At 48.5% G+C, this 13,369-nt stretch carries 7 protein-coding genes; 6 read left to right on the forward strand and 1 reads right to left on the reverse strand.

The genetic code is table 11. The features are described 5' to 3' along the window. Window positions 1-7 precede the first annotated feature (7 nt). From M2134_RS14100 to M2134_RS14110, 3 genes are all read left to right on the forward strand, one after another. Complete coding sequence (locus tag M2134_RS14100) at window positions 8-3,103, forward strand: efflux RND transporter permease subunit (protein WP_280752181.1); 3,096 nt, start codon at window positions 8-10, stop codon at window positions 3,101-3,103. A 2-nt stretch (window positions 3,104-3,105) separates the two neighbouring features. Next, on the forward strand, window positions 3,106-7,827 hold the full coding sequence (locus M2134_RS14105; RefSeq protein WP_280752182.1) for an efflux RND transporter permease subunit: 4,722 nt from the start codon (window positions 3,106-3,108) through the stop codon (window positions 7,825-7,827). 68 nt (window positions 7,828-7,895) lie between these two features. Next, on the forward strand, window positions 7,896-8,612 hold the full coding sequence (locus M2134_RS14110; RefSeq protein WP_280752183.1) for a hypothetical protein: 717 nt from the start codon (window positions 7,896-7,898) through the stop codon (window positions 8,610-8,612). Between the two features lie 19 nt (window positions 8,613-8,631). Here M2134_RS14110 and M2134_RS14115 read toward each other — a convergent pair whose 3' ends face one another. After that, window positions 8,632-9,378: an alpha/beta hydrolase gene (locus tag M2134_RS14115; RefSeq protein WP_280752184.1), complete on the reverse strand. Its 747-nt coding sequence runs from the start codon at window positions 9,376-9,378 to the stop codon at window positions 8,632-8,634. Between the two features lie 380 nt (window positions 9,379-9,758). Between M2134_RS14115 and M2134_RS14120 the strand changes: the two genes are divergently transcribed. Genes M2134_RS14120 through M2134_RS14130 form a run of 3 tightly spaced genes read left to right on the forward strand, consistent with a single transcriptional unit; the run spans window position 9,759 to window position 13,367 of the window. Further along, window positions 9,759-10,631 carry an electron transfer flavoprotein subunit beta/FixA family protein gene (locus M2134_RS14120; protein ID WP_280752185.1) on the forward strand — a complete coding sequence of 291 codons (873 nt, stop codon included), beginning with the start codon at window positions 9,759-9,761 and terminating at the stop codon, window positions 10,629-10,631. A gap of 4 nt (window positions 10,632-10,635) precedes the next feature. After that, window positions 10,636-11,655: an electron transfer flavoprotein subunit alpha/FixB family protein gene (locus tag M2134_RS14125; RefSeq protein WP_280752186.1), complete on the forward strand. Its 1,020-nt coding sequence runs from the start codon at window positions 10,636-10,638 to the stop codon at window positions 11,653-11,655. A gap of 2 nt (window positions 11,656-11,657) precedes the next feature. Continuing rightward, window positions 11,658-13,367 carry an acyl-CoA dehydrogenase family protein gene (locus M2134_RS14130; RefSeq protein WP_280752187.1) on the forward strand — a complete coding sequence of 570 codons (1,710 nt, stop codon included), beginning with the start codon at window positions 11,658-11,660 and terminating at the stop codon, window positions 13,365-13,367. The last annotated feature ends 2 nt before the right edge of the window (window positions 13,368-13,369 follow it).

Below are 13,369 nucleotides of genomic sequence, written 5' to 3' on the forward strand. Positions count from 1 at the left end.
ATCTGATATGAGAAACATTGTCAAATTCGCAGTCAACAATCCGGTGACGATCACCATGGTCGTCTTGGCGGTCTTGCTGCTCGGTAAGATATCTTACGACCAGCTGAGTGTTGACCTGCTACCCGACCTGAACAACCCGCGTCTCTTTATCGAGATAAAAGCGGGCGAAAGACCTCCGGAAGAGATCGAAAAGCAATTTGTGCGCAACATAGAATCGATGGCTATCCGGCAGAGCGATGTGACGGAGGTATCGTCGGTGATCAAAGCCGGCTCGGCACGCATTACCGTGGAATATTCCTGGTCGAAAGATATGGACGAAGCCTTCCTGGATCTGCAAAAGGCCATGAACCCGTTTGCGCAAAACAGAGATATCGAAGAGTTGAAGATCACGCAACACGACCCGAACCAGTCACCGGTGATTCTGATAGGCATGTCACACCAGAGCATTACCGACATGGCAGAGCTGCGGAAAGTGGCCGAAAGCTATATCCGTAACGAGCTTATCCGCCTGGAAGGAGTGGCCGAAGTATCTTTGTCGGGTGAAGAGATTAATACGCTTACCATCGAAACGGATCCCTACCGTCTGGCAGCCTTTAACCTGACGATTGATGATATTGCCTCACGCATAGAGACCAATAATCAAAGTGTTTCAGGAGGACGAGTAAGCGAATTGGGATTACAATACTTGGTAAAAAGTGCCAGTATGTTTACCTCCGAAGCAGACTTCGAGAACCTCATCGTAGGATATCGTCCGACCACGGCACAACAAAACGCTACTGCAACTACCACCAACAGTGTGGGAAATGCCCCGATCTACCTGCGGGAAGTGGCCAGTGTCCGCTTTCAGAATGCTCGTCCGGAAAACATCGTTCGCATCAATGGCGAACGCAGCATCGGACTCTCTATCTACAAAGAGATGCGTTTCAATACGGTGCGCGTGGTAGATCAGGTAACCAAACAGCTGGCTGTTATCGAACATGCGTTGCCGGGTTATCAGTTCCGTGTGATCACCAATCAGGGAACGTTCATCAAACAGGCGATCGACGAGGTAAAAGAGAGTGCGATCCTTGGTGTTATATTGGCGGTTATTGTGCTTTTTGTGTTCCTGCGTCGCGTGGGCACAACACTGATTGTGAGTATCGCCATACCTATTTCTATTGTTGCCACCTTCAATCTGATGTTCTTCAACGGGCTTACGCTCAACATCATGACATTGGGAGGATTGGCCTTGGGGGCAGGGATGTTGATTGATAATGCCATTGTCGTCATCGAAAGTATATTCCGAAACCAGGAAAAAGGTGTCGACAGCAAAGAGGCTGCCATTACCGGCACCTCGGAAGTGGCTGGAGCTGTTTTTGCCTCTACATTGACCACCATCGTTGTGTTCCTGCCTATTGTCTATCTGCAAGGAGCAACAGGTGAGCTATTCAAGGATCAGGCTTGGACCGTTTCTTTCTCACTATTGTCATCGCTACTGGTCGCCGTCCTGGTGATCCCTATGCTTTACTACTGGACAGCCAAACGCAAAAAAGAAAGTGTACAAGAGGTGAAAGCCATTGGTATGAAGTGGTACTCTCCTCTCCTACGCAACTTATTGGGACATCGCTGGCTGGTGGTAGGCATCGCCGCTTTGATCATTGTGGGCACCGGACTGCTTCTGCCTTTTATCGGCACGGAATTTATGCCACGCGCAGAGAGCAAAGCCTTTACCATCAACATAAAAATGGCGGAAGGCACCCAACTGGAGCGTACCTCAGCCGCTGTGGCAAACCTGGAAGAGCTGTTGCAAACCATTACAGAAGACCCGGGGTTAGCACTTTATAGCCATATCGGAACGGGAAGCGGCTCAGAGAATGCCGTGTTTGAAGGTGAGAATACGGCCATGATAAAGGTTATTTTGTCGCCTGAATGCAAATTCTCAACCGAAACAATCATTGCCCAGTTTATACAAACAGCAGAGAATCCCGACGGATTGGAGCTGACGATCGGACAGGACGAGAACTCACTCAGCAGCTTATTAGGCGGCGAAAGTGCCCCTATCGTCGTGGAGGTGAAGGGAGAGGAATTGGAAGAAATAGCCGACATCACCGAAGAGGTAAAAGAACGTATGCTTCAGGTAGACGGGCTTTACAACGTTATGTCGTCGATCGAAGACGGTGCTCCGGAGATCACGATCTCTATCGATCGTACGATTGCGGGGATCTACAACCTGAGTGTATCAACCGTGATCGAACAAATACGTCAACAACTCAGTGGGCGGGAAGCAGGACAAATGGAATACCGCGGTGAGATGCGCGATATCGTCATCAAACTGCCGGATATAGGCCTGCGTGAGTTAAGCAACCTGCTTGTAAAAAACGGTGACAGAGAGTTCCGTTTGCAGGAGATTGCCACGTTGGAACAGACACAGGCTCCCAAAGAGATATTCCGTCGCAACCAGCATCGCATCAGCAAAGTAACAGCGAATATGGAAAGTGCCTATTCCCTGGATAAGATGGCGCAAAACATCAGAAGCAACTTAAGCGATATTGAACTGCCACTGAACTACACCGTCACCGTCACCGGTGAGGAAGAGAAACGCCAGGAATCTATGCGAAGCCTGCTGTTTGCTCTTATCCTGTCGGTTATCCTGGTGTATATGGTATTGGCCTCTCAGTTTGAGTCCTTGCTCCATCCGTTCACCATTCTGTTGACTATTCCCCTGGCAGTGGTAGGTGCTATCCTATTGTTCTTCCTGACCGGAACAACAATCAATATGATGGGCTTTATCGGTATTGTGATGTTGGTGGGTATAGCCGTAAACAACTCCATTATCCTTGTCGACCGAATCAACCAATTGAAACTGCAGGGCATGGAGCTGACAGAAGCCATCGTGGAAGCCGGGCAACAACGTATACGTCCTATCATCATGACCAGTCTGACCACGATTCTGGCTTTGCTGCCGATGACCTTCAGCTTTGGTGAGGGCAGCTCACTGCGTACGCCGATGGCTATCGCCGTGGTAGGCGGTCTGATCACATCCACCCTCATGAGCTTAATGGTCATACCGTGCGTATATTATCTGTTGGAGAAGATGAAAAGAAGCCTATTAAAGAAAGACTAAGCATGAATTTTGTACTACATAGAAGGATAACTATTTGTATGTTGTTTATCGCGCTTACCCTCTTGGGGTATGTGTCGTATAAGCAATTACCTGTTGAGTTGTTGCCTAATGCCGAACTGCCGATGCTGTTCGTGCAAGTTTCTTCTCAACAAGACAATGACCCTTCGTATGTCGAATCGGAAATAATCATCCCATTAGAGGGGGCTATCAGCTCTATCGGTGGCGTAGAGAAAATCGAATCAACGGTCGATAGCCGTCAGTCTTATATCCAGGTTGACTTCAAGAAGAATATCAACTTCAAGATGACCTCCCTTCGCCTGGAAGAAAAGATCAACGAGGTAGCTGCCGGTTTCCCCGATGGCATCAACGTGTCGGTGCAGAAGGTCGACATGCAACAGTTGGCCAACAACTTCATGGTGTTGCAAGTGCGTGGCTCGGGAGGAACCGACCGGGTACGTAATGTAGTCGACAACGAGGTGCTTCCTCGCCTGGAAAACATCGATGGAGTAGCGGCTGTGAATGTGTATGGAGGGCGCGAACGAGCCATCGAGATACAGTTGGATCCTGATGCCTGCAAGGCGCTCAACCTGACGCCTTCGCAAATCAGCAACCTATTATCACAGAATACACGCGAGAAAGAGTTTGTGGGTTACGTAAACGAGCCTTATGGCAAATTCTTTGTGCATGTAAACTCGCTCTACACCCACGTGTCGGAGCTCGAGAATATTGTGGTAGCTCCCGGCCCTATCCTATTGAAAGACATCGCCACCATCTTCTTTGACCTCAAAGAGGAAACGACCTACAGCCGTGTTGACGGGAAAGAGGCGGTATCGGTGTCGCTGACCAACGACTCACAAACGAATCTCATCCAATTATCCCACCGGACGCTTGAGGTGATCGAACAACTGAATGAGGATCTGATCTCATGGGATGTCGAGGTGGTCGTACAAGAGAATACGGCGGAGACCATGGAGAACAATATCGACCAGATCATTGAACTGGCGCTGGTGGGCGGACTGCTTGCCGTACTCATTCTCTGGCTCTTCTTGAAAAACCTGCGTCTGGTTTTCTTTATTGCCCTATCCATTCCTATTTCCGTCTATACGGCATTTAACTTTTTCTATGCTTTTGGCATCAGTATCAACAGTTTGACGCTGGTAGGTATGGCCTTGGCTGTGGGCATGTTGCTCGACAACAGCGTCGTCGTCCTGGAGAATATATACCGACTCTCAGGAGCCGGTGTGCCGCCCGACCGTGCCGTCACACAAGGAACCAAAGAGGTATGGCGATCGATCCTGGCTGCCACGCTGACTACGGTCACGGTCTTCCTGCCTTTTGTCTTCTCCGACAATTTCCTGATCAAAATGATCGGCCACAACATTGGGGTCTCGATCATATCGACCCTGACCATATCCCTTTTTGTTGCCCTGCTCTTTATTCCGATGGCTACCTACGTCATCCTCAAGCGAAAGAAGGGGAAAAGTGTTTTCTATGAAAAGGTATCGATCACCCAACGAGCGGTTCAGATCTATCTTGTCTTCCTTAAAACATGCATGCGCAATCCGGGCGTAACCATATTGGGTGCCATCGTCGTACTTTTTGTCACCCTGATCCTTTCGATCACGCTCAACATCCAGCAAATGCGCGATGTCGACTCCGACCGTTTCAGTGTCTATGTCACCATGCAAACAGGAAGCACCCTGGAGAGCACCGACCAGGCTGTACGGGTCATGGAAGACCGCCTGAGCGATCTGCCTGAGAAAGAGGAATTGGTATGCCGCATCCAAGAGAAAGAGGCCGTGCTTACCCTTATCTTGAAAGAAGACTACCAGAAGATCGGTAAACGAAAGATTGCCGACATCAAAGCAGATGTGCAACGCCTGCTCACTAACATCAACGGGGCAGAGATATCTGTTTCCGACGCGACAGGAGGAAACAGCGGAGGTGGTGGCGGAGGAGGTTCCGCCATGGGTGGCATGGGTGGTTTCATGCGTCTTTTAGGCATTGGCGACAACCAGGAGCGTATCGTCATCAAAGGAGCCGACTTCGAGATGATGCAGTTGGTAGCCGAAGATATTCGCTACTATGTCAACGAACAGGACTTTATCCGTAACTCCCGCGTCTCTTACAGTCGTCGTCAGCCGGAAGTGCTGCTAAACCTCGACCCAATCCTGCTTACCTCCTACGATATTTCTCGGGCCAATATCTCTTCCGGACTGATGTCGCTCAACTCCGACTTCTCTTCCGGAAGCACATTCAAGGTGGGCGATGAGAGTTACGACATTATTATCCGCAATATGATCCCGCTCGAAGAGGAAGAGCAGGAAGAAAAACGCCGCGATAAAACCGTCGATGACCTGCGCGTTATTCAAGTGCAAAGCAGCTCGGGCGGCCTGCATCGGTTAGAAGATATCTCCACCATCGAATATGGACGGGGACGTACGCAGATCAAGCGTGTCAACCAAGACAAACAGATCGAGGTGTTCTATAGCTTTTCCCGCGATGTAGAATCCTCCAAATCACTATTGGAAGGCTACCGGGCAGATATCGATCAACTGATAGCCGATTATAACCTTCCTTCGGGTGTAGCTGTAGAGGTATTCCACGAAGAAGACGAATTTGCCGATTTCAAATTCCTGCTCTTTGCCGCCTTTATCCTGATCTTTATGATTCTGGCTTCGGTATTCGAGTCGCTGAGTACCCCTTTCGTACTGCTGTTTGCCATTCCACTGGCTGCCATCGGTTCGTTATTGGCCTTGTTATTAACCAACAACAGCCTGTTGAATGCCAATACCCTGACCGGATTCCTCATCCTATTAGGGGTGGTAGTGAACAATAGTATTATCCTCATCGACTACACCAATATCCTGCGCAAACGCGGATTCCGTCGCAGCCGCGCCCTGATGACAGCCGGACTGTCGCGTATCCGCCCGATTCTGATCACCTCCATCACGACGATTGTGGCCATGATACCCCTTGCCATGGGTGATTCGGAATATGCCGGAGCGATAGGGGCACCTTTTGCCATTACAGTGATCGGCGGATTAGCCTTCTCGGCGCTGCTTACATTGGTATTGGTACCTACCGCCTATATGGGCATGGAGAATACCCTGCAATGGTATCGCACCCTGTCAAAAAAGCTATGGATCACCCACCTGATCCTCTTCGTGGGCGGCACCTTCTGTATCTTTTTCTATGCCGAAGGGGTGTTGTGGCAGATCATTTACCTGGTAGCCCTTATTATCGCTATTCCGGGTATGACCTATTTTGCCCAGAACAGCTTGCGCCGGGCACAAGCCAAGGTGATCGATCCCGATGCGGAGATTGAAATCACCATCCGTAACCTGGTGAAGATCTACGACTGGCCGGGACGCTTCTCCCGTCAATGGAACAGTGGGCTGGCAATACGCAAACGCTTAGGATTGAGCAATGAATACCATTCCCTGAAAGACTTCATCCCTGCCCTGTGGCAGTTTGCGCTATTCGGATTCGGTATCTATTTCACCTATTTCTTTATCGAGAGCCGCCTGTGGCTGTTCCTCTTGTCGTTTGCTATCTATTTTGCCGCCATGAACCTATGGCGCAAGATCCGTCAATACCTGTTCTACCGCTTCCCTAACAGCCGCCTGGTGAAGATGGTCAACCGAGTCGTCTTCTGGAGTATTCCTCCGCTCATCCTGTTCGGTATGTTTCAAAAGATGGACAGCCCGAACCTGGTGTCTGTCATCGGAGTCCTTTGGGCTATTGGCATTGCGATCTACGTAACGTCACACTATCTATACGATAACAACGTCAATATCGAACGAGTGAAAGGCCGCTTTGCCGGTATAAAACGTTCCTGGTTCCGCCTGGTAAAGAGTATTCCGCTGATTGGCAAACAACGCAAACCTTTCAAGGCATTGCGGGGTGTCTCCTTTACGATCAAGACCGGTATGTTTGGACTGTTGGGACCGAATGGCGCCGGCAAATCCACCCTGATGCGTATCGTATGCGGTATCCTGGAACAGAGTTACGGTAGCATCTGGATCAACGGGCTCGACACACGTATCTATCGCGAGGAATTGCAGAGTCTGATCGGTTTCCTCCCACAGGAATTCGGCACCTACGAGAATATGTCGTCCTGGGAGTTCCTCGACTACCAGGCGATCCTCAAAGGACTTACCGACGACACAGTGCGCAACGAACGCATCGAGTATGTCTTGAAAGCCGTGCATATGTACGACCGCAAAGACGACAAGATCGGTTCCTTCTCCGGCGGGATGAAACAGCGTATCGGGATTGCCCTGATCCTCCTGCACCTGCCACGTATTCTGATTGTGGACGAACCAACTGCCGGACTCGACCCGCGCGAACGTATTCGTTTCCGTAACCTTTTGGTGGAATTGAGCAAGGAGCGTATCGTGATCTTCTCGACGCATATCATCGAAGATATATCGAGCTCCTGTAACCAGGTGGTTGTCATCAACAAAGGGGATCTGAAATACTTTGGCGATCCGACCGACATGGTAGGTATGGCAGAAGGCAAAATCTGGAAATTCCCTATTGCCAAAGAGGATTTTGAAACGAAGTTAGATCCCTCGTTAGTCATCCATCATATGCAGGACGATGATATCATCCAGGTACGCTATCTCTCCGAAAAACAACCGTTCGAGAATGCCGTACTGGCAGAACCGAACCTGGAGGATGCCTATTTGTGCCTATTAAAAATGAAGAATGAAAAATGAAGAATGAAGAATGGAGAACTCAGACAGTAATTCTTCATTCATCATTCCTCATTCTAAATTAAAAATTTATGACTCTGAAACAATTCATATCGCTTGCACCGAAGGTAGCCAAATACAATCTGAAGGTGATTTTTGCCGGGAAATTCATTTGGTTCTTCCTGGCCGCGCTCGGATTCTTTTGTCTTTTCATGTTCCAATTAGCCTGGAACCGATCGGAAGTGAATGAGGGTGTCTTGTATGAGCTATTGACTTTCCCGGCCGTTCTATTGATATTCTACCCGGCCGTATTCGGCATCCAGAACGATGAAGACTCCCGCATCCTGGAGCTTCTCTTCGGGATTCCGGACTATAAATACAAGGTATGGGGCATACGCCTGGTGATGATCTATATTGCCATCTTTTTTATCCTGGTACTCTTCGGGTATCTGGCCGTCATCCTGATCTATCCGATCAATCCTTTTGAAATGGCCATACAACTGATGTGCCCTCTCCTATTTTATGGCAACCTGGCCTTTATGTTCTCTACAATCACGCGCAGCGGCAACGGAACGGCTGTCGTGATGATCGTGATCAGTATTCTAATTCTTTTCAGTTCAGATATAAATCTCATCCAACGTACCTTCTGGAATATACTGCTCAATCCGTTTACTGTGCCAAACAACTTCTTGCCCGTTATCTGGGAAGGTATCATTATCAAAAGCCGCATCTTCCTATTGGTCGGCAGCATCATCTGGATGATGATCGGACTGCTCAACCTACAAAAACGGGAAAAATTTATTGGCTAATCCACTCCCTCTCCCGTAATCACTTTTTCAGATGTTTCTCGAAGAAGGCATCCATGGCGGGCTTGGTTACTGCCAACCCTAAATTATAAGCCACATCATGCCCACCTTTGATCCTAACATATTCAAGATCGGCACCTGTAGCACGCATTTTATCGACATAATCATCCGTCAACTCCACCTTAACAATAGGATCTTCTATACCCTGGCAAAGCAATAAAGGAGAAACCTTTGCCGATATATAACCGATAGGCCACCATTCGGGGTGTTCTGACCAGGGATTATTCGGGTTACCTATCTCAGTAGGAGGAGCGCCTCCTACGGCACAAGCCACTTTGCTCGAATATTCTTTCCAAGGACCATCGCCCTCCAAGTCTGCATTATCGGAAGATACCCCTAACATCATCGCCAAATGACCGCCGGCCGAGTGGCCATAGGTGCCAATACGTTCCGGATCCACCCGAAGCTCTTTCGCGTGAGCCTTCAGCCAGCGTACCGCACACTTCACATCCTCGATACATGCCGGGAAAGCAGCTTCCTGGTCAAAACGGTATCCTACGGACAGGGTTACATATCCTTGCAAGGCATAGTCAATCAATAGATTCCTAAACACTATATCCTGCTTGGAACCAGCTCTCCATCCGCCACCATGAACAAGAACAATCGCCGGTCGCAATCCTTCGTCATCAAAGTTCATGGGTTCAGCCAGGTCGAGTACCCATGATTTACTACCACCCTCGCGGTAAGAAATATCACTTGTCAAAGCCACAAAAGGTCTTTCCTGCTGTTTTTGAGTCTGATTACCATTACAGCTTGAACATACTGCTATAATAGAAAAAAATAAGAGTACACACATGTTTTTCATAATATATAGATTTAAATGAACCATACAAAAATAATAGGTTTCTTCTAATATGAAAAGGAATACCCGTATAGGTTGACTAAAAAAGTTTACACAGAATGATTCAACAATAGCCTCAAACGCCGATTACCTGCTCAAAAAACCTAAAAGTGTGCAGATTCGGATTAAATCCTATTTTGATTCTTGGAATGTTTGATTACTTTTGCATCCGAACTAAATATAAAATGAATCATCATAACCAATAGGTGAAAAACACGTGATGACAACTACTTTAAAATAAACATAATATGAGTTTAAAAATTATTGTACTTGCGAAACAGGTTCCGGATACACGCAATGTGGGGAAGGATGCGATGAAAGCCGACGGTACGGTAAACCGTGCTGCTTTGCCTGCTATCTTCAACCCGGAAGACCTGAATGCATTGGAGCAGGCTTTACGCTTGAAAGATGCTTATCCTGGAACAACGATCACTTTGCTGACCATGGGACCAGGACGTGCAGCAGAAATCATACGAGAAGGTCTGTACCGCGGAGCAGACGGCGGCTATTTGTTGACAGACCGTGCTTTTGCCGGTGCTGACACCCTGGCTACCTCTTATGCGATCTCTACAGCCATCCGTAAGATTGGGGAATACGACCTAATCATCTGTGGCCGCCAGGCTATCGACGGCGACACCGCCCAGGTAGGCCCTCAAGTGGCAGAAAAGCTGGGATTGACACAGATAACATACGCAGAAGAAATACAGAAGGCAGAAAATGGTAAGATCACCATCAAGCGTCGTTTGGAACGTGGCGTGGAGATTGTGGAAGGTAAACTGCCGCTGGTAGTGACCGTAAACGCTTCGGCTCCTGATTGCCGCCCGCGTAATGCCAAATTCGTACAGCAATATAAGCATGCGAAAACAGTAACTGAGAAACAGGAAGCCGATTCCGACTACCTGAACCTGTACGACAGCCGTCCCTACCTGAATCTCACAGAATGGGGTGTGGCCGATGTGAATGCGGATGTTGCGCTTTGTGGTCTGTCCGGATCTCCGACGAAGGTGAAGAAAATCGAGAGTGTTGTTTTCCAGGCAAAAGAAAACATGACGCTTGAACCTACCGACGAGGCTATCGACGGATTGATGAGAGAATTAATATTGAACCACACAATTGGATAATAATATGAATAATTTATTTGTTTATTGTGAAATAGAAGACGGCATCGTTGCCGATGTGAGTTTGGAATTATTGACCAAAGGACGTGGTTTAGCAACGACACTAGGCTGCCAGCTGGAAGCGGTAGCCGTAGGCCATCAATTGGATGGAATAGCCTCACAGGTATTCCCTTACGGTGTGGATACGTTACATCTGTTTGATGATGCGCGCCTGGCACCCTATACTTCTCTGCCGCATACCTCCGTATTGGTTAATCTTTTCAAAGAAGAAAAGCCGCAAATAGCCCTGATGGGCGCAACCAGCATCGGTCGCGACCTCGGCCCACGCGTCTCTTCTGCCCTGGGTAGCGGATTGACAGCCGACTGTACCTCACTTGAGATCGGCGATCACGAAGAGAAGAAAGAGAACAAAGTGTATAAAGACCTCTTATATCAGATACGTCCTGCTTTCGGCGGGAATATCGTAGCAACGATTATCAACCCGGAATGCCGCCCGCAAATGGCAACCGTGCGCGAAGGAGTGATGAAGAAAGAAATCGTTAGCGCGGACTACAAAGGTGAAGTAAAGAAACACGAAGTATCTAACTATGTAAGCGATACGGACTTTGTCGTGGCAGTGATCGATCGTCAGATGGAGAAAAGTAAGACAAACATCAAAGGTTCTCCAATCATTGTAGCCGGAGGATATGGTGTTGGTTCGAAAGAAAACTTCCAGTTGCTCTACGACCTGGCAGCGACTATCGGTGGCGAAGTAGGTGCTTCGCGTGCGGCTGTCGATGCCGGATACTCGGAACATGAGCGTCAGATCGGACAGACAGGGGTAACCGTACGTCCGAAACTCTATATCGCCTGTGGTATCTCAGGCCAGATTCAACACATTGCAGGAATGCAGGAAAGCTCGATCATTATCTCAGTAAACAATGACCCGAACGCTCCGATCAACACCATTGCCGATTATGTAATCACCGGTACGGTAGAAGAAGTACTTCCTAAGATGATTAAGTATTACAAGAAAAATACAAAATAAAAATGGCAAATTATTTTCAAGATACTCCAGGATATAAGCATCACCTTCATCACCCGTTGATGAAGCGGATTGTAGAGTTGAAAGAACGCAACTATACGGATAAAGATAAGTTTGACTATGCTCCTTTCGATTTCGAGGATGCGATGGACAGCTACGAAAAGGTATTGGAGATTGTCGGAGAGATCTGCGACGAGATTGTTGCTCCTAACGCAGAAGGTGTTGACCACGAAGGGCCTACGGTAAGCGATGGGCGCGTAACCTATGCCTCCGGCACACAGCGCAACCTGGATGCCGTACGCAAAGCCGGCCTGATGGGTATGGCTATGCCTCGCCGTTATGGCGGTTTGAACTTCCCGATCGTTCCTTACATCATGGCAGCCGATATGGTTTCCCGAGCGGATGCCGGGTTCGAAAACCTCTGGGGTTTGCAGGATTGTGCCGAAACGCTGTATGAATTCGGTAACGACGACCAGCGCGAACGTTATATCCCCCGTATCTGCGGTGGCGAAACGATGTCGATGGACCTGACCGAACCGGATGCCGGTTCAGACCTCCAGTCGGTGATGCTGAAAGCTACTTACAGCGAAAAGGATCAATGCTGGTACCTGAACGGCGTGAAACGCTTTATCACCAACGGCGATGCCGATGTACATCTGGTACTGGCTCGTTCGGAAGATGGCACACGCGACGGCCGTGGCCTTTCTATGTTTATCTATGACAAACGCAATGGCGGCGTGAACGTACGTCGTATCGAGAACAAGATGGGGATCAAAGGATCGCCTACCTGTGAGCTTGTCTACAAGAATGCGAAAGCAGAGCTTTGCGGCGAACGCAAATTGGGGCTTATCAAATATGTAATGGCCTTGATGAACGGTGCCCGTTTGGGTATCATGGCACAGTCGGTAGGTCTTTGCGAAGCAGCTTACCGCGAAGGATACAACTACGCGATCGAACGCAAACAGTTCGGCAAAGCAATTATCGAATTCCCGGCTGTTTATGAAATGGTCGCCTTGATGCGTGCGAAAGCCGATGCTTCCCGCTCTATGCTGTACGAGACTGCCCGTTTCGTGGATGTATACAAAGCATTGGAAGATATTGCCCGCGAACGCAAACTGGAACCGGAAGAGCGTCAGGAGCTGAAGAAATACAGCAAACTGGCGGATGCTTTCACTCCGATGGGAAAAGGTATGACTTCGGAATATGCCAACCAGAATGCCTACGATGCCATCCAGATACATGGTGGTTCCGGCTTCATGAAAGACTATGCCTGCGAACGCTTATACCGTGATGCACGTATCACCAATATATACGAAGGAACGACCCAGTTGCAGGTGGTAGCGGCTATTCGCTATGTGACAACAGGTCTTTACCTACAGCAACTTCGCGAATACGAAGGGTTGGAATACAAGCCTGAACTGGAAATGATGCGTCAGAAGCTGATCGACATGACCAACAAATACGAAGAACTGGTGAAGATAGTGACCGAACTGAAAGACCAGGAGGTATTAGATTTCCACGCGCGTCGTCTGGTTGAAACGGCTGCACATTGTGTATTTGGCTATTTGTTATTGCAAGACACGCAGAAAGACGAATCATTCCGCCGCTCGGCCGAAGTGTATATCACCTATGGACAGGCAGAAGTGAATAAGGCTTATTCGTATATTACCAACTTCGATTGCGGTAGCTTAGGCTATTTCAAGCCAAGTATGTAAAA

The organism is Parabacteroides sp. PM6-13 (assembly GCF_029892605.1).
Classification (GTDB): Bacteria; Bacteroidota; Bacteroidia; order Bacteroidales; family Tannerellaceae; genus QVMG01.